22 protein-coding genes are annotated in these 23,293 nt (G+C 63.1%); 8 read left to right on the top strand and 14 right to left on the bottom strand.

What is annotated here, in order from left to right; translation table 11 throughout:
- Window positions 1–512: 512 nt before the first annotated feature.
- Window positions 513–707, bottom strand: a complete 195-nt coding sequence (locus JQ575_RS38085; RefSeq protein WP_212038321.1) for a hypothetical protein — start codon at window positions 705–707, stop codon at window positions 513–515.
- A 62-nt stretch (window positions 708–769) separates the two neighbouring features.
- Complete coding sequence (locus JQ575_RS38080) at window positions 770–958, bottom strand: hypothetical protein (protein WP_212038320.1); 189 nt, start codon at window positions 956–958, stop codon at window positions 770–772.
- A gap of 289 nt (window positions 959–1,247) precedes the next feature.
- Here JQ575_RS38080 and JQ575_RS38075 point away from each other — a divergent pair, with 289 nt between their 5' ends.
- Together JQ575_RS38075 and JQ575_RS38070 are read left to right on the top strand one after the other, a co-directional pair.
- Complete coding sequence (locus JQ575_RS38075; protein ID WP_212038319.1) at window positions 1,248–1,412, top strand: hypothetical protein; 165 nt, start codon at window positions 1,248–1,250, stop codon at window positions 1,410–1,412.
- A gap of 174 nt (window positions 1,413–1,586) precedes the next feature.
- Window positions 1,587–3,854, top strand: coding sequence for a lytic transglycosylase domain-containing protein (locus JQ575_RS38070; protein ID WP_212038318.1), 2,268 nt, complete (start codon window positions 1,587–1,589; stop codon window positions 3,852–3,854).
- Window positions 3,855–4,026: 172 nt separating this feature from the next.
- On the opposite strand, the gene JQ575_RS38065 is transcribed toward JQ575_RS38070, so the two are convergent.
- From JQ575_RS38065 to JQ575_RS38020, 10 genes are all read right to left on the bottom strand, one after another.
- On the bottom strand, window positions 4,027–4,998 hold the full coding sequence (locus JQ575_RS38065; RefSeq protein WP_409364869.1) for a tripartite tricarboxylate transporter substrate binding protein BugD: 972 nt from the start codon (window positions 4,996–4,998) through the stop codon (window positions 4,027–4,029).
- Between the two features lie 35 nt (window positions 4,999–5,033).
- Window positions 5,034–6,275, bottom strand: a complete 1,242-nt coding sequence (locus tag JQ575_RS38060; RefSeq protein WP_212038316.1) for a threonine synthase — start codon at window positions 6,273–6,275, stop codon at window positions 5,034–5,036.
- Between the two features lie 133 nt (window positions 6,276–6,408).
- Entirely contained in the window at window positions 6,409–7,830 is a 1,422-nt protein-coding gene (gene lpdA, locus JQ575_RS38055) for a dihydrolipoyl dehydrogenase (RefSeq protein ID WP_212038315.1), read from the bottom strand.
- Between the two features lie 121 nt (window positions 7,831–7,951).
- Complete coding sequence (locus JQ575_RS38050) at window positions 7,952–9,322, bottom strand: pyruvate dehydrogenase complex dihydrolipoamide acetyltransferase (protein ID WP_212038314.1); 1,371 nt, start codon at window positions 9,320–9,322, stop codon at window positions 7,952–7,954.
- Between the two features lie 2 nt (window positions 9,323–9,324).
- A complete protein-coding gene (locus tag JQ575_RS38045) occupies window positions 9,325–9,630 on the bottom strand; it encodes a DUF5076 domain-containing protein (protein WP_192739539.1) in 306 nt (101 codons plus the stop codon).
- A gap of 6 nt (window positions 9,631–9,636) precedes the next feature.
- Window positions 9,637–11,040, bottom strand: a complete 1,404-nt coding sequence (locus tag JQ575_RS38040) for a pyruvate dehydrogenase complex E1 component subunit beta (RefSeq protein WP_212038313.1) — start codon at window positions 11,038–11,040, stop codon at window positions 9,637–9,639.
- A 57-nt stretch (window positions 11,041–11,097) separates the two neighbouring features.
- The gene (pdhA, locus tag JQ575_RS38035; protein ID WP_212038312.1) at window positions 11,098–12,144 is read right to left on the bottom strand and encodes a pyruvate dehydrogenase (acetyl-transferring) E1 component subunit alpha; all 1,047 of its coding nucleotides are present in this window, start codon (window positions 12,142–12,144) and stop codon (window positions 11,098–11,100) included.
- 214 nt (window positions 12,145–12,358) lie between these two features.
- On the bottom strand, window positions 12,359–12,676 hold the full coding sequence (locus tag JQ575_RS38030) for a septum formation initiator family protein (RefSeq protein WP_192739542.1): 318 nt from the start codon (window positions 12,674–12,676) through the stop codon (window positions 12,359–12,361).
- 188 nt (window positions 12,677–12,864) lie between these two features.
- On the bottom strand, window positions 12,865–13,416 hold the full coding sequence (locus JQ575_RS38025) for an NADPH-dependent FMN reductase (RefSeq protein ID WP_212038311.1): 552 nt from the start codon (window positions 13,414–13,416) through the stop codon (window positions 12,865–12,867).
- Window positions 13,417–13,586: 170 nt separating this feature from the next.
- Window positions 13,587–14,723, bottom strand: coding sequence for a zinc-binding dehydrogenase (locus JQ575_RS38020; RefSeq protein WP_212038310.1), 1,137 nt, complete (start codon window positions 14,721–14,723; stop codon window positions 13,587–13,589).
- Between the two features lie 290 nt (window positions 14,724–15,013).
- On the opposite strand from JQ575_RS38020, the gene JQ575_RS38015 reads away from it, so the two are divergent.
- Window positions 15,014–16,453: a hypothetical protein gene (locus JQ575_RS38015; protein ID WP_212038309.1), complete on the top strand. Its 1,440-nt coding sequence runs from the start codon at window positions 15,014–15,016 to the stop codon at window positions 16,451–16,453.
- 2 nt (window positions 16,454–16,455) lie between these two features.
- Here the strand turns inward: JQ575_RS38015 and eno are convergent, their stop codons facing one another.
- Window positions 16,456–17,739, bottom strand: a complete 1,284-nt coding sequence (gene eno / locus JQ575_RS38010) for a phosphopyruvate hydratase (protein WP_212038308.1) — start codon at window positions 17,737–17,739, stop codon at window positions 16,456–16,458.
- Between the two features lie 347 nt (window positions 17,740–18,086).
- On the opposite strand from eno, the gene JQ575_RS38005 reads away from it, so the two are divergent.
- The 5 genes from JQ575_RS38005 (at window position 18,087) to JQ575_RS37985 (ending at window position 22,073) form a co-directional block, all read left to right on the top strand.
- On the top strand, window positions 18,087–19,007 hold the full coding sequence (locus JQ575_RS38005; RefSeq protein WP_249167169.1) for a lyase: 921 nt from the start codon (window positions 18,087–18,089) through the stop codon (window positions 19,005–19,007).
- A gap of 17 nt (window positions 19,008–19,024) precedes the next feature.
- A complete protein-coding gene (locus JQ575_RS38000) occupies window positions 19,025–19,378 on the top strand; it encodes a cytochrome c family protein (RefSeq protein WP_212038307.1) in 354 nt (117 codons plus the stop codon).
- Window positions 19,379–19,434: 56 nt separating this feature from the next.
- Window positions 19,435–19,887 carry a preQ(1) synthase gene (gene queF, locus JQ575_RS37995; protein ID WP_212038306.1) on the top strand — a complete coding sequence of 151 codons (453 nt, stop codon included), beginning with the start codon at window positions 19,435–19,437 and terminating at the stop codon, window positions 19,885–19,887.
- Between the two features lie 31 nt (window positions 19,888–19,918).
- Window positions 19,919–20,887, top strand: coding sequence for a hypothetical protein (locus JQ575_RS37990; protein ID WP_212038305.1), 969 nt, complete (start codon window positions 19,919–19,921; stop codon window positions 20,885–20,887).
- A 217-nt stretch (window positions 20,888–21,104) separates the two neighbouring features.
- Window positions 21,105–22,073 (top strand): tripartite tricarboxylate transporter substrate binding protein, encoded by a 969-nt coding sequence (locus tag JQ575_RS37985; RefSeq protein ID WP_212038304.1) that lies wholly within the window; start codon window positions 21,105–21,107, stop codon window positions 22,071–22,073.
- An 18-nt stretch (window positions 22,074–22,091) separates the two neighbouring features.
- Here the strand turns inward: JQ575_RS37985 and JQ575_RS37980 are convergent, their stop codons facing one another.
- Complete coding sequence (locus JQ575_RS37980) at window positions 22,092–23,285, bottom strand: MFS transporter (RefSeq protein ID WP_212038303.1); 1,194 nt, start codon at window positions 23,283–23,285, stop codon at window positions 22,092–22,094.
- Window positions 23,286–23,293 lie beyond the last annotated feature (8 nt).

Raw genomic sequence — 23,293 nt, 5'->3', positions numbered from 1 at the left:
ACGGCTTATGCCGTGATCTCCCCGGAGACGAGTTCTTGGTTGACTCCGTCGCTGCCGGTTCAGCTCGCGCTTCTCCGACAGCTTGACGCCTGCAACGGGCGCCAGGACCACACGGTTTTGCCGTACGCTTAGTCCGCGCCATCGTCTCAGCGCAAACCAGCGTCCACCGCAACCCGTCCAACGTCCGTGACGACGGCCGACGCCCTTCTGAGGAGGACGGGATAGACAAAGATATGCACCTGATTTGTCTTCTGGTAAACGGAAATATTTTTTACTTTGGGGCTTGACACGAATTCTGTAAATCGGAACTGATTTGCCCGTCGGGTTGTTTTGTCGCACATTACCTGCCGTCAGCGCGATATGGCACAGCGCCATGAGCGGCATTCAACGGCGAGTTCTCCAGCGTCACCCGCTCCTACGCCGGCCAAAGGCGTCGTGCGCTACGCGCGGTGTCGGGTTCCTCGCGGTCAGGAGCGCGGCAGTCGCGTTTCGCTCGGCCGCCATGTTGTACGCTAAGGGTTTCCCGATGTATCGCGGTGTTGTTCGACCGCCCTTATCGCCGCGTTGGTAAGCCGCATGCGACTGCGCACACCTGCGCGCCAGGCGTCCGCGATGGCATTTGCGGCCACCGTCTGCGTCTCCCGGAATTCGACGGCCTGCTCAGTGCGAATGAGATAGTCCATCGCGATATTGAGCGCGTCGTCCATCACATTGTCGAATTCGCCAAACCGCCAAGGGTACATGGGACGCCCCTGAACCGGAGATACTCTCATCCTTGAAGGTCACCACGCGTCGTGCCGGACGCCGGGCTGTCGATTTTCTCCAACCTCTCCGCGTCGGCGTCGTACTGTCTCGACAATTCTTTCAGTTTCACCGAGGCCTCGAGGTCGCTGACCGTCAGCGCGAGGCGGCTTGCTCGTCGGGCCTGGTCTCGGAGATCTTCGCTTTGCTTGCTCATCTGAGCTTACCCCGCGAGTCCGCTAACCGACATAAGTGTCATTCGTTCCGGGGCGGCCGCATCTTCTGTTGGGGGAGCGAAAACCGGTAAGGAAGCGGCCCCAGTGGGAGGAGGCAAATGGCTGGGGCCGCCATTCCGCATCGGGCGCAAATCAGCGGTAATCGCCCGATGGACTAAACCAAGTTCCCCGGGAAATGTTGGTTCCACATCACGGCGGCTTGTTCTGGTTCTGGGAACACCACCCGGCCCCATCCGGTTTTATTCGTGGGGCAGCAAGCTTGGTGCTGCCATGTGGACCTCGCTACAGGCGCTCTGCGCCGCCGCCATTGTCCTCGCGGCAATCGTGGTCGTTGGCCTGTTCCGGCTTGCAGCCTTGAAGCGGCCCGACGACCTGAAAGCCCCGTCCCAAGCGGACGAATGGGCCTCATCGCACGAACTGCAGACACCCAAATAGGTCAGCCGCCCTGCTGGATTCCATCGACCTTCGGGTTCCATTTGCCGTGCGGTTTCCCGCGCGCTGTTGCGCCGATGCGACAATTGATTAATCGATCTCATGCTACCTCTCGGACGGCTCGGGCCGCACGCGACGTGCGATTCTTGGTTTGTGACTCATGGGGAGCACCATGGAATGAACCGTTGCTTGCGCTCACTGTCCTGTCTTCTCGCCGCAACAGCGCTCGCCCTGTTCGCGCCTGAGGCGACGGCGCGGACCAATCCCAAACAGCAACCCGCCAAAAGAACGCACGATGCGAAGAAGCCGCACGATGCAAAGAAAACGCTCGATGCGAAAAAGGATGCTGGTCCGCAACGCAACGCCGCGGTCGAAAAGCGCCGCCACGCGAAACTTGCGAAGAACGCGAAACATGCCGACGCGAAGAAGAAGTCAAAGCGTGCAAAGGACGCCCCTGCTCCCAAAGAAACTGCCAAGGAATCCAAAGAGGCAGCTCCAGCACTGACCGGCGACCTTGCATTGGTGAAGGAAGCGATCAATCTCGCGCGCAAGGCGAAGACCGACGAGGCGACCACGACGCGCAACAGGATCGCCGATCCGGCCGCCCAGAAGCTCGTCGAATGGTTCATCCTGCGCCACTCCGAGACCACGGCGAATTTCAGCCGCTATGCCGCCTTCATCGCCGCCAATCCGGAATGGCCGAGCGCGGCGCAGCTGCGCCGGCGGGCCGAAGCGCGGCTGTGGCAGGAGCGCGCCGATGGCGCCAAGGTTCGCGGCTTCACCGGTGAAGCGCCGATCAGCGCCAGGGGCAAGCTGGCGCTCGCGCGCGTCAAGCTCAGCGAAGGTGATCGCGACGGCGCGGGCCGGCTGGTGCGCGACGCGTGGCGGTCGGACGAATTGTCTGATCGTGTCGAACCCGACGTGCTGGAGCTGTTCGGCGACCTGCTCACCCGCGACGATCACCGCGCGCGCATGGACAAGCGCATCGGCGCCAAGGATCTCGCCGGCGCGAAGCGTGCCGCAAAACTCCTCGGTGACGACGACCTGGCGATCGTAAAGGCCTGTGCCGCGGTCAGGGGCAAATCCAACAAAGCCAAGGATGCGCTCGACGACGTCCCGGCCGACGCGCGCGCCGATCTCGGCTACACGCTGTGCCGGATCCAGTGGATGCTCGCCGAGAAGCGCATTGATGACGCCGCCCGCCTGATGCTGGCGGCGCGGCCTGAGACGATGGCGCTGCAGGATACCGATCAATGGTGGCGCGAGCGGCGCTCGCTCGCCCGCAAGCTGCTCGACGAAGGTAAATTCCTGACCGCCTACCAGGTCATCCAGCCCGCGGCGCTGGCGGCCAACGAATACTACCGGTCCGACTACCACTTCATGTGCGGCTGGATCGCCTTGCGCTATCTCGATGAACCCATTAGCGCGCGCGAGCATTTCGCCCGCATCGACGAGGGCCAGGCCAATCCAACCGTGCTGTCGCGGGCGAATTACTGGCGCGGGCGGGCCGCCGAAGCCCTTGGCAACAACGACATGATGCGCGCAAGCTATGAAGCAGCCGCACGCTACCCGACTGCCTATTACGGCCAGCTCGCGCACGCAAAACTTGGCCGCGACAAGATCGAATTGCGCCCACCCTCGCCGGCGCTCGCGTCGGCCGACGCTTCGAGCATCGACGAACGCGTTCGCGCCGCCGACATGCTGTACGAAATCGGCGAGCGCGACGTCGTGCTCTATTTCGTCACCGATCTCGGCGAACAGAGCTCCGACGTCACCCTGCTCGAAGCGCTCGGCGAACTCACCGGCCGCCGCAACGATGCCCGCGCGATGCTGCAGATCGGAAAACCCTCGCTCGGCCGCGGGCTGCCGCTCGACCATTTTGCATTTCCGACGATCGGGATTCCGCCTCATAAGCAGATCGCGCCCGAAATCGAGCATGGCATGATCTATTCGGTGGCCCGCACCGAGAGCGCGTTCGACCAGCGCGACAAGTCTCACGCCAATGCGGTCGGGCTGATGCAGATCACCCCGGAAGCCGGACGCGACACCGCCAAGCGCTTCGGCGTCAAATATGATTGGGACCGGATGGTTTCCGATCCCGTCTACAACACCCAAATGGGCGCCGGCGAACTCAGCGCCCTGCTCAGCGAATACAAGGGCTCGCACATTATGACCTTCGCCGGCTACAACGCCGGCCGCGGCCGGGTCCGGGACTGGATCAAGGCATATGGCGACCCGCGCGATCCCAAGGTCGACCCGGTCGACTGGGTCGAGCGTATTCCGTTCTCCGAGACGCGAAACTATGTCCAGCGCGTGATCGAGAATCTGGCGGTCTACCGCGTCCGCTTCGACAGCGGCACAGCGATAGCGGCGAAGACCGGCGAGCGTGTCGCGACGCAGGAGACAAATGCAGCGCCGGCGATGCCAGCGACCGCGGCGCGATAATTCTCACCGTCGTCCCGGACAAGCGAAGCGCGATCCGGGACCCATACGCCGCGGCCGATGTTGTTAGAAAAGGAAGATAACGACCAGCACGCAAAAGAATTGCTGCCGCGGCGTATGGGTCCCCCGATGCGCAATTGCGCATCTGTGCTCGAGGCCGGGACGACAGCGGTATTCAATCCACCTTCACATTCGCGGCCTTGATCATCGGCCACCATTTTGCGATTTCCGCCTTCTGCCACTCACCAAGCGCTTCGGGCGTCAGCTTGTCCTTCGGCGTCATTTGCAGGCCGAGGTTTTCGAGCTGCTTGCGCACCGCCGGATCGTTCAACGCCTCGACGGCGGCGGCATTCAGCCTGGTGACGATTTCCTTCGGCGTGCCCTTCGGCACCCACAAGCCCGACCATAGCGTCATGTGAAATCCGCCGAGGCCCGCCTCTTCGGCGGTCGGGATGTCGGCGGCGGATTCCGAGCGCTTGGTGTCGGTGACGGCATAGCCGCGAATCGTTCCGGCGCGCACCTGGTTGATCGAATTGGAGAGCTGATCGACGATCATGTCGATCTGTCCGGCGACGAGGTCGTTCATGGCCGGTCCGGTGCCGCGATACGGCACATATTGCAGCTTGATGCCGGTGACGTTCTCGAAATAGAGCCCGGCGATGTGACTGCCCGATCCGGCGCCGGCGGTACCGGTCGCCGCCGGCTCGGGCCTCGATTTCAGCCATGCCAGTAATTCACTCAGCGATTTCGCCGGCACCGCATTCTTGCTGACGACGATCATGGTGTTGCTCGGCAACAGCACGACCGGCTCGAGATCGGTGACGAGGTCGTAGCCGAGCTTGTTGTAGATCGCGCCGTTGGCGACATGGGTGCCGAGATGGCCGAAGCTGATCGTGTAGCCGTCAGGGGCTGACCGAACCGCGCGGCCGACGCCGATCGAGCCTCCCGCGCCGGTGACGTTCTCGATCTGGACGACCTCGCCGAGCGTCGCCTTCATGCGCTCGGCCAGGATCCGCGCCATCACGTCCGACGGGCCGCCGGCGGAGAACGGAACGATGATGGTGATGGGACGCGAGGGGAAATTCTGCGCGACCGCGGCGCCGCCGAACGTCAACACCGCAAGCACCGTCAGAAATAAACTTCGCATCATAAAGGCTCCATCAAAATGGCGCCGCGCGACAATCAGAATTGCGCGTAGTCGATCGGCTGATGACGATCGAGCGTACGTGTGACCGGCGGCAACGGATACTTAAGCCCTGTCGCGCAATTGAACAGCATCACGCGATCGTTTTTCGTGACGCGGCCGTCGGCAAGGCTTTGCTTGTAGGCAGCATAGGTCGCAGCGCCCTCCGGACACAACAAAAAGCCTTCCTCGCGCGCGACTTCGCCCAGCGCAGCAGAAATCTTCTCGTCATCGACCGCAATGGCGAAACCCTTGCTCTCGCGGACCGCGCGCAGGATCAGAAAATCTCCGACCGCCTGCGGCACGCGAATGCCGGACGCGATGGTGTGGGCGTCCTCCCAGCGCGGCGCGTGCTCGGTGCCGTTCTCGAAGGCGCGGACCATCGGCGCGCAGCCCGAGGCCTGCACGGCGACCATCCGCGGACGTTTTGAACCGATGAAGCCGATGGCCTCGAGTTCGGCGAACGCCTTCCACATCCCGATCAGGCCGGTGCCGCCGCCGGTCGGATAGAAGATCACGTCGGGCACTTCCCAGCCGAGCTGTTCGGCGAGCTCCAGCCCCATCGTCTTCTTGCCTTCGATCCGGTACGGCTCCTTCAGGGTCGAGGTGTCGAACCAGCCCGCCTTGGCCTTGCCTTCGCCGACGATCTTGCCGCAGTCATCGATCAGGCCGTTGACGCGATAGACCGTGGCGCCCTGCAGCTCGATCTCGCTGACATTCACTTCCGGCGTATCGGCCGGGCAGAAGATCGTGGTCTTGATGCCGCAGGAGGTGGCGTAGGCGGCGAGCGCCGCGCCGGCATTGCCGTTGGTCGGCATCGCCATGTGCTTGATGCCGAGCGCCTTGCCCATCGACACCGCCATCACAAGGCCGCGGGCCTTGAACGAACCGGTGGGAAGACGGCCCTCGTCTTTCACGATGATCTCGCCGCCGCCGAGCTTCTTGCCGAGCTTTGGCAGCCGGATCAGCGGCGTCGTGACCTCGCCGAGGCTGACAATGTCGCTGACCTTGCGCACCGGCAGCATCTCGCGGTAGCGCCACATGTCCGCCGGCCGCTGCGACAAGGCGTCCTTGCTCAGCGCCTTCTTCACGCCGGCAAGATCGTAGCGCACCAGCAGCGGCTTGTTCGCCTTGGAGAGATTGTGGATCTGGTCGGCGGGATAATGATCGCCCTCCATCGCGCATTCGAGATGGGTGACGAACGTCGGGCGTTCGATGGTCAGGTTATCGTTGTCTTTCACGGGCTTGTTCTTTCTCGTTGCACCGACGGCATTTGGTTCTCTGCTGTCATTGCCGGGCTTGACCCGGCAATCCATCCCGTTGAATCAAGCGTTTTCTTTTTGATGGATGCGCGGGGCGCCCGCGCATGACAAGCTACATGTTCAGCACGCGGCCATAGGCATCGAGCACCGCTTCCTTCATCATTTCAGACAGCGTCGGATGCGGGAAGATGGTGTGCATCAGCTCTTCCTCCGTCGTCTCCAGATTCATCGCCACGACGTAGCCCTGGATCAGTTCGGTGACTTCGGCGCCGATCATGTGGGCGCCGAGCAACTGGCCGGTCTTCTTGTCGAAGATCACCTTGACCAGGCCCTGGTCCTCGCCGAGCGCGATCGCCTTGCCATTGCCGACGAACGGAAAACGCCCGACGCGGATTTCGTGGCCGCCCTCTTTCGCTTTGGCCTCCGTAAGGCCAACCGAGGCGACCTGCGGATGGCAATAGGTGCAGCCGGGAATGAGGTTCTTGTCCATCGCGTGCGGATGCAGGCCCTTGATCGCCTCGATGCAGACCACGCCCTCATGCTCGGCCTTGTGCGCCAGCATCGGGGGACCTGCGACGTCGCCGATGGCGTAGATGCCGGGCACATTGGTCTTGCCATAGCCGTCGATCACCACGCAGCCGCGATCGGTTTTGACGCCGAGCTTTTCCAGCCCGAGGTTTTCGATATTGCCGACGACGCCGACGGCTGAGATCACCCGCTCGACTTCGATGCTCTGCGTCTTGCCCTTGCCGTCGTCGATGGTGGCGATGACGCTGTCGCTCTTCTTGTCGAGTTTTGTGACTTTGGTATTGGTGAGGAGCTTGATGCCCTGCTTCTCGAACGCCTTGTGGGCGAACTTCGATATTTCGGCGTCTTCCACCGGCAGGATCTGCGGCAGCACTTCGACAACCGTCACTTCGGAGCCCATGGTGCGGAAGAACGAAGCGAACTCCATGCCGATCGCGCCGGAGCCCACCACCAGCAGCGATTTCGGCATCTTGTCCGGCACCATCGCCTCGAAATAGGTCCAGACCAGTTTCTTGTCGGGCTCCAGCCCCGGCAGCACGCGCGGCCGTGCGCCGGTCGCAAGGATGATGTGCTTGGCCTGATAGGCGCCCTCGCCCAGCGTGCCCTTCGGCGCCTCGACCGCGGATTTCTTCACCGTGACCTTGCCCGGCGCGTCGATCGAGGCGTCGCCCCAGATGACCTGCACCTTGTTCCTCTTCATCAGGAAGCCGACGCCGTCATTGAGGCGCTTCGAGACCCCGCGCGAGCGCTGCACCACCGCCTTCGGATCGTAGGATACCTTCTCCGCCGACAGCCCGTAATCCTTGGCGTGCTGCATGTAGTGGTAGATTTCCGCCGAGCGTAACAGCGCCTTGGTCGGGATGCAGCCCCAGTTCAGGCAGATGCCGCCGAGATAGGATTTCTCGACGATCGCGGTCTTGAAGCCGAGCTGCGCCGCGCGGATCGCGGTGACATAGCCGCCGGGGCCGGAGCCGATGATGATGACGTCAAAGGAAGTGTCGGCCATGCGCTCATTCTCATCATTCAACCGGACTATTCGCTTCCGTCATTGCGAGGAGCACTTGCGACGAAGCAATCCATGTTTCCGGTGGTGAAATGGATTGCTTCGCTGCGCTCGCAATGACGGTTCACACCATCATCATCACAGGATTTTCGATCAGCATCTTGAAGGCGCCGATCAGTTCGGCGCCGAGCGCGCCGTCGACCGCGCGGTGATCGCAGGACAGCGTCACGCTCATGATGTGGGCGGCCTCGATCTTGCCGGCCCGCACCACCGCGCGCTCCTCGCTGGTGCCGACCGCGAGGATGGTCGCGTGCGGCGGGTTGATCACGGCGGTGAAATCCTTGATGCCGAACATGCCGAGGTTGGACACCGCCGTGGTGCCGCCCTGGTATTCGTCGGGCTTCAGCTTGCGCGAGCGGGCGCGCGCGGCGAAATCCTTCATCTCGGCAGAGATGGTAGAGAGCGACTTGGTTTCGGCCTTGCGGATGATCGGCGTGATCAGGCCGCCCGGCATCGCCACGGCAACGCCGATGTCGGAATGTTTGTGCTTGAGCATGCCGCTTTCGGTCCAGCTCACGTTGCAATTCGGAATCCGCTGCAGCGCGATCGCCATCGCCTTGATGACGAAGTCGTTGACCGAGAGCTTGTAGAGCGGCTTCTTCTCTTTGTCCTTCGGCGCGGCGGCATTGATCTCCTCGCGCGCGGCGAGCAGTTTTCCGATGTCGCAGTCCATCGTCAGGTAGAAATGCGGCACGGTCTGCACTGACGCCGTCAGGCGCTGCGCAATGGTGCGGCGCATGCCGTCATGCGGCACGACTTCGTAGGAGCCCTCCTCGAACAGCGCGAGGATCTGCTTGTCCGACATCGACGGCGCGACCGAGGGTCCGGCGGCGGGGGCCGCGGCTGGCGCCTTGAGGCCCTTACCGGATTTGGCGTCCACGACGTCGCGCGCGACGATGCGGCCGTGCGGACCCGAACCGTTGATACGCCCGAGTTCGATGCCTGCTTCTTTTGCGAGGCGCCGGGCAAGCGGCGAAGAGAACACGCGGGCGTGGCCATTGGCTTGAGGAGTTGCGGCTTGCGGGGCGGAAGCCGCCGCCTGCGGTGCGGCAGCCTGCGTCGGCCCGGTTGCTGCGGGCTTTGGCGCGGGCGCGGCGGCAGGCGCCGGTGCGGCTGCGGCAGGAGCTGCAGCCGGTGCAGGAGCCGCTTTAGCGGCTGGCGCAGTCGCGGCTCCGGCCGCCTTCACGTCCTCGCCATCGCCGGCCAGGACCGCGATGATGTCGTTGACGGGAACGTCCTGCGTGCCTTCAGGCACCAGGATCCTGGCGATCGTGCCCTCGTCGACGGCTTCGACTTCCATCGTCGCCTTGTCGGTCTCGATCTCGGCGATCACGTCGCCGGACTTGACCTTGTCGCCCTCTTTCTTGAGCCACTTGGCAAGGTTGCCCTTTTCCATCGTCGGCGACAGCGCGGGCATCAAAATGTTGATCGGCATTGTCAGTGACCCTGTTGCGACCGCAGCGTGGTGTTACCCACGTCAGTCGGCCGATTTATTTCGGCTTCGAACATTTCGACGATACGCGCCAGCGCCTCGTCCTCGGTGTGGCCGCTTTCGCGCGCATAGGCCCTCGCCGCATGGCGCGCGATATCGACCAGCAGCAGGCCCCACATATCCGGCTCCTCGAACGCCCGCTGGAACGCGATCGAGAGCCCGCCATCGACCACGAAGGCGCGCAGCACCTCGATCGCGTCGTCACGACCGATGACGTCGGGCGGTAAGGGTTGCTCCTTGGGACCGGCCATCGGACCTTACCGGTATGAAACGGCTTTGGCGGCGGCGACCACCTCGGCGACGTTGGGCAATGCGAGCTTTTCCAAATTCGCCGCATAGGGCATCGGCACGTCCTTGCCCGACACCCGCGCCACCGGCGCATCCAGATAGTCGAAGGCGTGCTCCATGATGCGGGCGGCGATCTCGGCGCCGACGCCGCTCTGCTGCCAGCCCTCCTCCACCGTCACCGCGCGGCCGGTCTTCTTGACCGAGGCGATGATGGTGTCGGTGTCCATCGGGCGCAGCGTGCGCAGGTCGATCACCTCGGCCTCGATGCCTTCTTTTGCCAACTCGTCGGCGGCCTTGAGCGCGTAGCTCATGCCGTTCGACCAGGAGATCAGCGTGACGTGGCCGCCGGAGCGGACGATGCGCGCCTTGCCGATCGGGATCACGTAGTCGTCGAGTTTCGGGACCTCGCCGGTGTGGCCGTACAGCATCTCGTTTTCGAGGAAGATCACCGGGTTGGGATCGCGGATCGCGGCTTTCAGCAAGCCCTTGTAGTCAGCGGCCGAGAACGGCGCGACCACTTTCAATCCCGGAATCTGCGAGTACCAGGCTGAATAATCCTGGCTGTGCTGGGCGGCGACGCGGGACGCCGCGCCGTTGGGGCCACGGAACACGATCGAACAGCCCATCTGGCCGCCGGACATGTACAGCGTCTTGGCCGCCGAATTGATGATCTGGTCGATCGCCTGCATCGCGAAATTGAACGTCATGAATTCGACGATCGGTTTCAGGCCGGACATCGCCGCGCCAACGCCGACGCCGGCAAATCCATGCTCGGTGATCGGCGTATCGATCACGCGCTTGGCGCCGAATTCCTGGAGCAACCCCTGCGTTACCTTGTAGGCGCCCTGATATTCGGCGACCTCTTCGCCCATGATGAACACGTCGGGGTCGCGCCGCATCTCTTCGGCCATGGCGTCGCGCAGCGCTTCGCGGATGGTCTGGGAAATCATCTCGGTGCCCTCAGGCACTTCCGGATCGGGCTCGGCCACCGCAGCGGGCGCCGCGGTCGCCTTCGGCGCCGATATCATCGGCTTGCCTTCGCCGACCGGCGCACGGGACTCCTCGACTTCCTTCGCGACACTGGGCGCAGGAGCCGGTGCCGCGGCCTTGCCGAGATCGGCGGCGCTCTCGCCGTCAGCCAAAATGGTCGCGATCGGCGTGTTGACCGCGACGTCGTTGGTGCCTTCCGGGATCAATATCTTGCCGAGCGTACCCTCATCGGTCGCCTCGACTTCCATCGTCGCCTTGTCGGTTTCGATCTCGGCGATGACATCGCCCGACTTGATCGTCTCGCCTTCCTTCTTCAGCCATTTGGCAAGGTTGCCCTTCTCCATGGTTGGCGAAAGCGCAGGCATCAATACTTGAATGGGCATATCAGCTCCCGGGGATCACTCTTTAGTTTTGTTCTGCGCTACTTTGTTGGACGCGTATCAACGATAGACGTCGGTCCAGAGCTCGGACGCATCGGGCTCGGGATCGTGCTGGGCGAAATCCGCCGACTCGTTGACGATCTCGCGCACCTCGGCGTCGATGGCCTTCAATTCCTGCTCGGTGACCTTGGCCGCCAGCAGGCGGTTGCGCACCTGCTCGATCGGATCCTGGTCGTGGCGGACCTTTTCGACCTCCTCGCGGGTCCGGTACTTCGCCGGATCCGACATCGAATGGCCGCGGTAGCGATAGGTCTGCATTTCCAGGATGAACGGCCCCTTGCCGGCGCGGCAATGGGCCACCGCCTTGTCGCCGGCGGCCTTCACCGCACGCACGTCCATGCCATCAACCTGCTCGCCGGGGATGTTGAAGGAAATGCCGCGCTTGGAGAAATCGGTCTGGGCGGACGAGCGCGTCACCGACGTGCCCATGGCGTAGCGGTTGTTCTCGATGATGTAGATCACCGGCAGCTTCCAGAGCTCCGCCATGTTGAAGCTCTCATAGACCTGCCCCTGGTTGGAGGCGCCGTCGCCGAAATAAGCCAGGCTGACGAAATCATTGCCGCGGTAGCGATTGGCGAAGGCGAGCCCTGTCCCGAGCGAAACCTGGGCGCCGACGATGCCGTGGCCGCCGTAGAAATTCTGCTCCTTGCTGAACATGTGCATGGAGCCGCCCTTGCCCTTGGAATAGCCGCCCTGGCGTCCGGTCAATTCGGCCATCACGCCCTTGGCTTCCATACCGCAGGCCAGCATATGCCCGTGGTCGCGGTACCCGGTTATGACCTGATCGCCCTTTTTCAGGGCCATCTGCATGCCGACGACGATGGCTTCCTGCCCGATATAGAGATGGCAGAAGCCGCCGATCGCGCCCATGCCGTAAAGCTGGCCGGCCTTTTCCTCGAAACGGCGGATCAGCAGCATGTCCCGAAGGGCTGCCAGTTCCTGTGCCTTGGTGAATTCCGGTGGGGCGCTGAAGCCCTTCGCGCTCCCTTTTTCCTGCCCATTTTCCTGCCCTGATTCCTTCGTGACGCTTTTCTTGGGTACGGCCATGGCATTTCCGGATGCGAGAGAAGATCAGCCTCTCTAACCCAACTCAAACCGCCGTGAAAGGATTGCGTGCGCTCGGGAAAATATTGCTATGCCGCAGTGCAACGCGGCGCGACATTTTTGTAATCGATATCGCGAGATTTTGAAATTTGCGGAATCCGGTCGGCCGTCATCCCGGCGTAACAGTCGGGGCGCGCGAGCGGCACGTAGCCTGAAGTCAGTTCGGCTTGAGGACCTTGATCAGGTCGCGCGGGTTGGCGTAGTCGAGCTGGAAGCGTGCGCGCTCGTCCAGCATGTCGGGGTCGACCCGGTCTGAGCGGAGCAGCGAAACGCGCTGTTCGCCCTGGGCCCGTTCCCGCTTCAGCCGCGCCAATTCGGACGTCAGCGCGATGATCTCCTGATCGAGCTCCTGCCGCGCGTTGAGCCCGTATTTGCCGGTATAGGCATTGACGCCGAAATAGCCGACCATCAGCGCCGCCATCGTGTAGAGGGCGAGCCCGGTCAATATCGATTTCAGTCGGGTGCGGGAGACCATGACGCCAAGATGCGACGGTCAGGTTAATGGAAGCCTAAGATGACGGACACGGTGCACAAATGGCACCCCCGTCATTGCGAGCGCAACGAAGCAATCCATGGCGCGCACAGATGGATTGCTTCGCGGAGCCTGTCATCGGGCGCGCGTTCGCGCGACCCGTTAGCTCGCAATGACGCTGAGAGTGCGGCTTACCGGTTCTGCTTCTCGATAAAGGCCGCGAATGCATCGATATACTGCTGCAGCGTCTTCTGCAGCGTTTCCTTGGTGAGGGCGCCCTTGTCGTCGAAGGCATCGCCGACGCCGTTCAGGTAGATCTCGGGCTGGCCCAGAATCGGACCGGAGATACCCGGCAGGATGTTCTGCAGATGCTTGGCCGCGCTGACGCCGCCGAGCGCTCCCGGGGAGTTGCTGACGATGCCGACCGGCTTGCCGAGGAACGAGCTCTTGCCATAGGGGCGCGAGCCGACGTCGATGGCGTTCTTCAGGACGCCCGGGATCGAGCGGTTATATTCCGGCGTCACGAACAGCACGCCGTTCGACTTCTGCAGCTTTTCGCGGAACGCGAGCCAGTCGGCCGGCGGGGCGGCTTCCAGATCCTGGTTGAAGAAGGAAATCCCCTCCAGCGTCGTGACGTCGAGCTTCAGCGAGGCCGGCGCGAGCTTGGCCAGGGCATTGGCGATCTTGAGAGAAAAGCTCTCCTTGCGGAGCGAGCCGACGATGGTGACGATGGTGTGAGCCATTGGAATTCCCTTTTGAAGCTGAAGCGCCTGCGCTCACTTACGCCAGATCGGCGGAACCATGCAAGTGCATGAAATGTGCAATTTTGGAAACGCAGCGTTTGCGTAATTGAGGGCAAAAGCAAAACAGGCCGCCCGTGCGGACGGCCTGTCTGTGCTGGCGGGACCCTTAATCAAGCCTTGCTCGGATTGATCAGGAATTTCTCGCCGGTGGCGCGCTTGTTGTAGACGTCGATATTGGCGAGATCGAGCGTCTCCTGCAGCGACACCACCTTGGTGTAGTGGCTCGCGAACGTGGTCTTGAGTTCGGAGGCGACGCGCTGGCGCAATTTGCCGATGTCGGCCGGGCCGATCTTCTGCAGGAACGGTGTGAGCAGCCAGCCGCCGACCGCCCAGGTCAAGCCGAACGCGCGGCTCAACTCAGTCGGAGCGGTGTTGAGGCTGCCGTAGATATAGACCTGCTTAAACACATTCGAGCCGTAGCGGCTGTATTCCTTGGCGGTCTTGTTGGCCGCGGCCTCCATGCAAGTGAGGATCTGGCCCGCAAGCTTGCCGCCGCCGATCGCGTCGAACGCGATCGTGGCGCCGGTTTCCACCAACGCGTTGGTGAGATCGTCCATGAAGCCGTCGGCGGTGGAATCGACGACATATTTGGCGCCGATCTTGTGCAGGATGGCGGCCTGCTCCTTGCTGCGCACGATGTTGACGAGGCCGATGCCGTCCTTGATGCAGATCTTGTTGAGCATCTGGCCGAGGTTTGAGGCGGCTGCGGTATGCACCAGCGCCTTGTGATTTTCACGCCGCATGGTCTCGGTCATGCCGAGCGCGGTCAGCGGATTGACGAACCAGGACGCGCCGTCGGCAGCGGTGGTGCCGGTGGGCAGCTCCATCACGTCCCTCACCTTCATGGTGCGGAATTGCGAATACATCGCGCCGCCGATGATCGAGACCGTCTTGCCCAGCAGCGCCTTGGCGGCATCGGATGATCCGCTCCGGATCACGGTGCCGGCGCCCTCATTGCCGACCGGCAGCGACTGATCGAGCCGCGCGCCCATCATCCGCATCACGGCTTCCGGCATTTTTGCGGTGACCACGGGCTGGTCCTTGGTGCCCGAGACCTTGGCCGTCGACATGTCGGCGGGGCCGATCAGAAGCCCGAGGTCGGACGGATTGATCGGCGAGGCCTCGACGCGAACCACGACTTCATCGTCGGCCGGTTCTGGAGTCGGGACGCTGGCCAGCGATAGCTCGAGTTCGCCGCTCTTCTTCAATAGCGAACGCAGTTGCAGCCCGGTCTTGCCGTCACTCATACTTATTTCCTCCCTGCCGGCGGTTCGGCAATCTGTTGCCGATCCGCACTTGGTGTCAGCGATATGGTCGCGGCCGGCGGTGATGTCCACCGGTATCAGCAATTTCAGTCAAATTGCGCAGCGAAGCACGCCCGAACCAGGGTCGGCCGGCGCGTTGCACTCCGGCAACAGTTCCCGGAAACCGTGCTGTCACAACCGTTTCCGCCCTTGCACGCCCACATTGTGAGCCGAAACATTAGCGGTGTCGCGTGCTTAGCTGTGAACTGACTCGAGCCTTGGAGGCTGGAATCATGAACCCGCGTCGGCTTGCCACCGAGATGTGGCCCACGCTCGTTTTCACGAGCGGACTTGTGGTGTGGTTTGGCGTCGTCGGTTTGACTGGCACCGAGAAGGTCAACGCGGTGCGCGTCGTGGACCGCCTCGCACCATCTCTTGCCGCCAATGCCGCCTTGGTAGCCGCACCGCGGGCCTCCGCGATGGGCCATCCAGCCGTTACGACAGGCAATCCGATCATCAAGAGTGCTGACGTTGCAAAGGCCGCCGAACTTCTGGCGGAGGTGGCGATCGACGCCCCAGTTGCCCCGGACAAGCAGCAAACCATCGTCGTGGCCGCGCTGGGCGATCCGGCGGAAGTTCTGCCGCCTGCAATCCCAACCGTCCAGGGGCCAACCGCAAGCACGGCCAATCCGGAGGCGGCCGCCGCCACAGCCGCCCCGGACAAACAGCAAACCATTGTCGCGGCCGCGCTGAGCGATCCGGCGGAAATTCTGCCGCCGGTAGTCCCGACCGTCCAGGCGCCAGCCGCTAGCACGTCCAATCCGGAGGTGGCCGTCGCCGCCACAGCCGCCCCGGACAAGCAGCCAACCATCGTCGTGGCCGCGCTGAGCGATCCAGCGGAAATTCTGCCGCCGGAAATCCCGACCATCCCAGCGCCAACCGCAGGCATGGCCGCCGCCGCAACGACGCCCGGCCGCGTCGAGCTTGTCGGCGAATGCCAGCTGGCCGAAGCCTGCATCGACCAATTTCTGTGGGCGCTTTACCAGCGGACGCCCAAGGAGGACACCACCAAGGAGCGTGAGCTCAGGAAAGTGACGATCAAGAGGAAGGGCAAACTGGTGACGGTCACCAGAAGCTTTACCAAGCTCGTCGACAACGATTTCACCTGGAAGGATCCGAAGGCGGCTGAACGAGTCGGCATGCCGATGATGGACTACGTGATCGGCGGCATGGATCGCAGCTTCAAGGTGAAGCTGTTTCATACGCTTTACGCCGCCGAGGCCGCCGGACTGAGACCCGGCATCACCAGCGCCTTCCGCGACGACTACCGCCAATCGATCGCAAGCGGCCTGAAGGCGGCGGCCAACCGGTCGTTTCACGGCGGCAGCCTGCGCGGCGGCTATGGCCGCGGGCTTGCGGCCGATATCGTGAGCGTCAACGGCGCCAATCGCGCGCAGCGATGGGCTTCGACCGAAGCGCTGTGGAAATGGGTCGATGCGAACGGAAAGCAGTACGGGATCGGCCGGCCGTATCTCGCCTTCGATCCACCGCATGTCGGCCCGATCGACGGCCCGGAATATGCGTCCCGCCGCGGCGGAACGAAGGTAGCGGCTGCCAATGTGAAGAAGCGGCAGAAACAGGTCGTTCAGGCCAAGTCCGGCACGGCGAAGCGCCACGTCGCCGCGAAACCGCCGAGCAGCAAGCCGGCCAGCCGGCTTGCTGCAGCGCGCTAGCTTTACGCCAGCGCCTTCAGCGCCGCCCGCCCCGCGTATTTCGCCTGCGCGCCCAATTGCTGCTCGATGCGCAGCAATTGATTGTACTTGGCGGTGCGGTCGGAGCGCGCCAATGAGCCGGTTTTGATCTGGCCGCAATTGGTGGCGACCGCGAGGTCGGCGATGGTCGAATCCTCGGTCTCGCCCGAACGGTGCGACATGACAGAGGTGTAGCCGTATTTGTGAGCCAGTTCGACGGCGGAAAGCGTCTCGGTCAGCGTGCCGATCTGGTTGACCTTGATCAGGATCGAATTGGCGCGGCCGTTCTTGATGCCGTCGGCGAGCCTTGTGACGTTGGTGACGAACAGATCGTCGCCGACCAGCTGGCACTTCTTGCCGACGAGGTCGGTCAATTCCTTCCAGCCATCCATGTCGTCTTCCGACATGCCATCCTCGATCGTGACGATCGGATAGCGCGCGACGAGATCGGCGAGATATTTCGCCTGCTCGGAACGCGAACGGGTCTTGTTCTCGCCGCCATAGACGTAATTGCCGTCCTTGAAGAACTCGGTCGCGGCGCAATCGAGGCCGAGCATGACGTCGCTGCCCGCGCTGTAGCCGGCCTTGCCGATCGCGCTGACGACGAATTCGAGCGCGGCATCCGCCGACGGCAGGTTGGGCGCGAAACCGCCCTCGTCGCCGACATTGGTGTTGTGGCCGGCCTTCTTCAGCTCGCCCTTCAGGGTATGGAAGATTTCAGCGCCGCAGCGCAGCGCCTCGGCGAAACTCGCCGCTCCCACCGGGAGGATCATGAACTCCTGGAAGTCGATCGGGTTGTCGGCGTGCACGCCGCCATTGATGATGTTCATCATCGGCACCGGCAGAGTGCGCGCCGAGGTGCCGCCGACATAGCGATAGAGCGGCATGTCGAAGGATTCCGCGGCCGCCTTGGCGCACGCCAGGGAAACGCCGAGGATGGCGTTGGCCCCTAACCGGCTCTTGTTGGGCGTGCCGTCGAGATCAATCATGACCTGGTCGATCTGGACCTGTTCCTCGACCGGACGGTCGGCAAGCGCCTCGAAGATTTCGCCGTTGATGGCCTCGACCGCCTTCTGTACGCCCTTGCCGAGATAGCGCTTTTTGTCGCCGTCCCGCAGTTCCACCGCCTCATGGGCGCCGGTGGAGGCGCCAGAGGGCACCGCGGCGCGGCCGATCGAGCCGTCTTCCAGCACCACATCGACTTCAACGGTGGGATTGCCACGGCTATCGAGGATTTCGCGGCCGATGATGTCAATAATGGCGGTCATGTCTTGCACTTCCCTGCATGGTTTAGGGGCTGGAATTGAGCGCGTCTTACACGGCGCGCAAGCAAATGTGAACGCTTAGAGCCGGCTCCGTTCCGATTGAATCGGAACGGAGCCTAGTCTCTTGATTTGACGCGTTTTCTTCACACGAACCGGCGTCCACTTCGCTGGAAAACGCTCTTCCGGCTTCGCCTGACGGGCGGATGTGGTAGGACTATGCTGTTTCGAGGTTGATCTTCGCGCCCAAACCTTCTCGTTCAAGAACCGGGGTAACGCAATGAATCGCCGCCAGTTTCTCAAAACTTCTGCTGCCGGAATTTTAGCCACGCCTGCGCTTGCGCGCGTTGCGGATGCCCAGGAGAGCCCGTTCCGGGTCAAATATTATCCGGTCGCCGCAGGCATGGGGCTCGCGCGACGTCACGCCGGCGCCCGATGGCACGATGTGGTTTTGCGGCCAGCGCAACGGCACGCTGGGGCGGCTCGATCCGCGCGATGGGTCATACAAGCTGGTCGACCTCGGCAAGGGCGCCGCTCCCCATGGCGTCATCATCGGCCCCGATGGCGCGCCCTGGGTCACCGAAGGCGGGCAGAATGCGATCGCCCGCGTCGACCCCGGTGATCACAAGGTGACGCTGTTTCGTCTGCCCGAGAACGAAGCCTATGCCAACCTCAACACCGCCGTGTTCGATAAAAACGGCATCTACTGGTTCACCGGCCAATCCGGCATCTATGGCAGGCTCGACCCGAAATCGGGCGACATGACGGTTTTCAAGTCGCCGCGCGGCCGCGGCACCTATGGCATGACGATCACGCCGAAGGGTGACATCTGGTACGCCTCGCTCGCCGGCAATCACATCGCGAAAATCGATCCCGCGACCGGCAATGCCACCGTGGTGGACCCGCCGACGCCGAACCAGGGCGCACGCCGGGTGTGGTCGGATTCGAAGGGCCGGATCTGGGTCAGCGAATGGAACAGCGGCAACGTGTCGATGCACGATCCTTCTGATGGCTCCTGGAAGGCATGGAAGCTGCCCGGCGACAATCCGCGCACCTATGCGGTGTATGTCGACGACAAGGACAAGGTGTGGCTCACCGATTTCGGCGCCAACGCGATCGTGCGCTTCGATCCCGTGACCGAGAAGTTCAACGCGTTCCCGAGCGACAAGGCTGGCGCGAATGTGCGGCAGCTCGACGGCAAGCCTGGCGAGACCTGGGGCGGCGAGTCCGGCACCAACCGCCTGGTCGTGATCCAGACGGTCGCGCCTGCGTGAAATGCTTCGCGTTCCTGTTGCTGCTGCCGATGCTGGCTGCTGCCCCCGCTTCGGCAGACGAAAACGGCGCGCGGCTGTTCGCGCCATGCCGGGCCTGCCACAGCCTTGATCCCACTGAGCGCGGCCTGCCCGGTCCCAATCTGGCCGGCGTGGCTGGGCGTGTTGTCGCCGGCGATCCGGCGTTCGACTACTCACCGGTGCTGGGCAAGGCGCGCGATGATGGTTTGCGCTGGGATATGCCGCGTCTGGAAAGCTTCCTGGCCGATCCCGCTGAGATGTTTCCGGGGCTGTGGATGTCGATGCGCGGGATCGAAGATGCGGCGGAGCGAACGGCACTGGTGCGCTTTCTCTCAGATCCCGCGTCGCGCTGACGGTTGACGGCCAAGCCTGATGCGTCCATGTCAGCGGTCGCAACAGGACGATCATGATGGCCAAAAAATCATTGCAGCTCGGCCGCGCCGTGGAATGGCCCGACAGTCCCGAAAAGGCGACGCTGGACTGCGTGCCCAATCCGCAAAAGGATACCAATTATCTGGTGCGGTTCACGGCGCCCGAATTCACCTCGCTCTGCCCGGTCACCGGACAGCCGGATTTCGCCCATCTGATGATCGATTACGTGCCGGGCCAATGGCTGTTGGAGTCCAAGTCGCTAAAACTCTATGTCGCGAGCTTTCGCAATCACGGCGCGTTCCATGAGGATTGCACGGTTTCGATCGGCAAGCGGATCGCGACCGAGATCAAGCCTAAATGGTTGCGCATCGGCGGCTACTGGCATCCGCGCGGCGGCATCCCGATCGATGTGTTCTGGCAAACCGGCAAGCTGCCCAAGGGCGTATGGGTCCCCGACCAGGGGGTCGCGCCCTATCGCGGCCGCGGTTGAACCTAACGGCTGATTATCCCGACAACCGCCCATGCAAAGCCCATTCGCCGCCATCATCCGACTTGTCGCCGCTTCGTGCGTCCTCGCGAACCTTGCAAGCGCCAACGCCGCGCCAGCCTCACCAGAGGACCGGTACATCGCGGCCCGCGACGCCGCGATCGCGAAAATCACGAAAATGTACGCGGACAAGAAGGACGACGAGGCCTTCAAGCTGACGGAATCGCTGCGCGCTGATCTCTTGGCGAAGCTCGCGCCGATCGTCGCCGAATCCGCTCGCAAGGGATTTGGAACGGCCAAGCTTAATCTCGATGCTTTATCCAAGGGCGATATGGGCTTTGGCCTGCTCGACGGTGTGCGCTTCGACTCCGAATTGGGCGAGAACGGCGAGAAGGCCGGCCAGAACGGCCGCGACGGCCAATATGTCGAGCCGAAGTCTCATATCATCGTGACGACGCAGCCGATGTTCGAGCGCTGGCTTCGCGCGCACAAGGACTGGTGGGGCAAGAAACTCAAGAACGTGCCGCAACAGATCGGCACCGCCCTCAAGGACGAAAGCTTCTACACCCAGGCGATCTCGACGGATGCGGCGGTCGTGAACTTCAACGAATTGCCGATCGCCAAACCCGCCTCCGCCAGCTTCGCCTTTGCGATGCTGGGCGGGCGAACCCAGGACGCCGTCCCCGAGGCCGCAGACGAAGTGTTCGTTTCAGCGCTGGCCAACGGCAAGGTCTATGTCGCCTATGGATCGATCAAGCCCAAGGTGGACGTCCCGGCCTGCCTTGCGATCAAGGCGGATTACGACAAGAAGGCCGACAAGGCTGCTGACGATCTGCAGTCCAGGCGGATCGACAGGAAGGCCTACGACAAGCTCGGCGATCTCAGGCAAAAGGGCGAAGACGCCTACAAGAAATGCTTTACCGAGCGCGCACCGCAGCAACCGTCATTTGCCGAAGCCACCAGGCAGGCGCAGGCCTTGTTGGCGCAAGCGATGGGAAATTAGCGCGAGGCGGCACAGCCAGGGCGTGAACCAATTGATTCTGAGCCGTCGCACGTGCACTCCAGCGTGCATTGCGCACTCAGGTCAGACAGCAAGCCATGCACCTTGTGCAACAAGAGACGTTGCCTCGACGCCTATCTCACTCGCATCCAGATGATGTAGCCTGCCCGCAGGAAGCGCCGCGCATCTCAGACGCTGGCGCTGTTGAGGAAACGACATCATGAAATATCCATTCCGCGCTCTTGCAGCGTTCGCGCTTCTGCTGAGCTGCGCAGGCGGCGCTGGGGCACAAGGCTGGCCGAACCGGTCGATCCGCATGGTCGTCCCCTACACGCCGGGCGGCTACACCGACCTGATGGCCCGCCTAGTCGGGCAAAAAATCTCCGAGGCGCTCGGCCAGCCCATCGTCTTCGAGAACAAGCCAGGCGCCAACGCCATCATCGGCACCGACGTCGTCGCCAAGGCCGCGCCCGACGGCTACACGTTCGGCACCGTGATCGCGGCGCATGCGGCAAACGCCACGCTCAATCCAAAGCTGCCCTACGACACGCTGAAGGACTTCAGTTACGTCTCGCTGATGAGCGTCGCACCGCTGATCATGATCGCGCACCCTTCCGTGCCGGCGAACAGTTTGAAAGAGCTGATCGCGCTCGCCAAGGCCAAGCCGGGCGAGCTCAATTTTGCGTCGAGCGGCATCGGCGCTGCCGCACATCTCACCATGGAGATGTTCATGAGCCGCACCGGCATCAAAATGCAGCACATTCCCTACAAGGGCACCGCCGGCGCCTTGCAGGATACCGTCGGCGGGCAGATCAACGTGATGTTCGACATCGTTGGTCCGCTGATGCCGCAGGTGCGCTCCGGGAACGCCAAGGCGATCGTCGTCACCGCGAAAGAGCGCATTCCGGCGGCGCCCGACGTGCCCACGATGGCGGAACAGGGCGTGCCGGATTTCGTGTCCGGCACCTGGGCCGGAATCATCGCCCCGGCGGGCACGCCAAAGGAGATCGTCGACCGCGTCTCCGCCGAGGCCAAGAAGGCGCTGGCCGACCCCGCATTGCAGGCAAAACTGATCGAACAGGGCATCGTGCCGATGGGCAGCACCCCGGAGGAATTCCGTGGCTTCGTTACTGAAGAGATCGCGCGCTGGCCCAAGGTGATCACCGACGCCGGAATCAAGATGGAATAGCGAGGGCCCGATCCGAAGCTAGCCCGGCCGCGCATCCGCCGGCCGGGTCTGCTTCAGCAATCGCGCGCAGACAATTCCGAGCGCGACCATGATGGCCGCGGCCGTGAGCAAGGTCGGGACCTTGCCGGCATGCTGGATGCCGAAACCGTAGGCGATGGGGCCGATGGTCTGGCCCATGAAGAAAAAGAACGCATGCAGCGACAACGCGGTCGCGCGCGCTTCCACGGACAATTCGCTGGCGAATACCTGCAGGCTGCCGTGGATCATGTAGAAGCCCCAGCCCATGAAAATCAGGCTGAGTGTTTGCAGCTTCCACTGCGGTCCCATCGCGACACCGATGAGTTGCACGCCGACCATGGCGGCACCCGTCATCATCATGCCGCTGACGCCAATCCGCGGCAGGAAGCGCGACACCGTCATGGTGTAGAAAAGACCGCCGACCGCAAATCCCGCGATCACGATGCCCGCGATCGATAGCGAAGTTTCGCCGAGCTCGAACAGGAACGCGGCAATGAAGGGAAACAGCCCGAGCACGCAGCAGCCTTCGATGAAGACGGCCGAGTAGCAGATGCGCGCATTCGGGTTGGTGAAAATCGTGCGATAGCCTTGCTTGAGCGCCGACAGGCTGGTCCGCGGCGGACGCGTCAACGCCGCGCCGCGAAAGGCGATTGCCACCACGACCGAGGCCACCACCACGATCAGGCCGAGAACGGCGAGCACGCCGCGCCAGCCGAGAAAGTCGCCGATCAGGCCGGACACCGAAGCACCCAGCAGATTGCCGGTCATGGCGCCGGCCAGCGTGCGCCCCATCGCGATCTGGCGTTTCTCGGACCCGACGAGATCGCTGGTGAGCCCGAGCGCAATCGGAAACACGCCGCCCGAGCCGATACCGGCAAGGATGCGGCTTGCAAACAACAGCGGAAACGATGTCGCCACCGCGCCGAGAATGTTGGCGATGCCCAATAGCATCAGGCACACGATCATCAGGCGCGCCTTGCCGAAGATGTCGGCGACCGCACCGAGCACGGGCTGGATGATGGCAAAGGCAAAGGCAAAGACGGCGGCGAAACCGGCCGCCGTGGCGATGCTGATGGAGAAATCCTCGGCGACGTGCGGCAACACCGGATCGAGTGCACGGGCGGACAGGCTTGCCGAAAAGGTCGCGAGCGTAATGATGTTGAGCGCCGGCGGCAGGCGGCTGGATGCGGTCACCGTGATAT

The organism is Bradyrhizobium sp. JYMT SZCCT0428, from assembly GCF_018131075.1.
GTDB lineage: Bacteria > Pseudomonadota > Alphaproteobacteria > Rhizobiales > Xanthobacteraceae > Bradyrhizobium.
Note: the sequence above shows the minus strand (reverse complement) of the source record. Positions and strands in the feature narration are given on the sequence as shown.

Bases quoted from the DNA above. Each gene is read 5' to 3' on its own strand.
- JQ575_RS38085 (WP_212038321.1), bottom strand. From the start codon at position 707: ATGGACGACGCGCTCAATATCGCGATGGACTATCTCATTCGCACTGAG.
- JQ575_RS38080 (WP_212038320.1), bottom strand. From the start codon at position 958: ATGAGCAAGCAAAGCGAAGATCTCCGAGACCAGGCCCGACGAGCAAGC.
- JQ575_RS38075 (WP_212038319.1), top strand. From the start codon at position 1,248: ATGTGGACCTCGCTACAGGCGCTCTGCGCCGCCGCCATTGTCCTCGCG.
- JQ575_RS38070 (WP_212038318.1), top strand. From the start codon at position 1,587: ATGAACCGTTGCTTGCGCTCACTGTCCTGTCTTCTCGCCGCAACAGCG.
- JQ575_RS38065 (WP_409364869.1), bottom strand. From the start codon at position 4,998: ATGCGAAGTTTATTTCTGACGGTGCTTGCGGTGTTGACGTTCGGCGGC.
- lpdA (WP_212038315.1), bottom strand. From the start codon at position 7,830: ATGGCCGACACTTCCTTTGACGTCATCATCATCGGCTCCGGCCCCGGC.
- JQ575_RS38050 (WP_212038314.1), bottom strand. From the start codon at position 9,322: ATGCCGATCAACATTTTGATGCCCGCGCTGTCGCCGACGATGGAAAAG.
- JQ575_RS38045 (WP_192739539.1), bottom strand. From the start codon at position 9,630: ATGGCCGGTCCCAAGGAGCAACCCTTACCGCCCGACGTCATCGGTCGT.
- JQ575_RS38040 (WP_212038313.1), bottom strand. From the start codon at position 11,040: ATGCCCATTCAAGTATTGATGCCTGCGCTTTCGCCAACCATGGAGAAG.
- pdhA (WP_212038312.1), bottom strand. From the start codon at position 12,144: ATGGCCGTACCCAAGAAAAGCGTCACGAAGGAATCAGGGCAGGAAAAT.
- JQ575_RS38030 (WP_192739542.1), bottom strand. From the start codon at position 12,676: ATGGTCTCCCGCACCCGACTGAAATCGATATTGACCGGGCTCGCCCTC.
- JQ575_RS38025 (WP_212038311.1), bottom strand. From the start codon at position 13,416: ATGGCTCACACCATCGTCACCATCGTCGGCTCGCTCCGCAAGGAGAGC.
- JQ575_RS38020 (WP_212038310.1), bottom strand. From the start codon at position 14,723: ATGAGTGACGGCAAGACCGGGCTGCAACTGCGTTCGCTATTGAAGAAG.
- JQ575_RS38015 (WP_212038309.1), top strand. From the start codon at position 15,014: ATGAACCCGCGTCGGCTTGCCACCGAGATGTGGCCCACGCTCGTTTTC.
- eno (WP_212038308.1), bottom strand. From the start codon at position 17,739: ATGACCGCCATTATTGACATCATCGGCCGCGAAATCCTCGATAGCCGT.
- JQ575_RS38005 (WP_249167169.1), top strand. From the start codon at position 18,087: ATGCCCAGGAGAGCCCGTTCCGGGTCAAATATTATCCGGTCGCCGCAG.
- queF (WP_212038306.1), top strand. From the start codon at position 19,435: ATGGCCAAAAAATCATTGCAGCTCGGCCGCGCCGTGGAATGGCCCGAC.
- JQ575_RS37990 (WP_212038305.1), top strand. From the start codon at position 19,919: ATGCAAAGCCCATTCGCCGCCATCATCCGACTTGTCGCCGCTTCGTGC.
- JQ575_RS37985 (WP_212038304.1), top strand. From the start codon at position 21,105: ATGAAATATCCATTCCGCGCTCTTGCAGCGTTCGCGCTTCTGCTGAGC.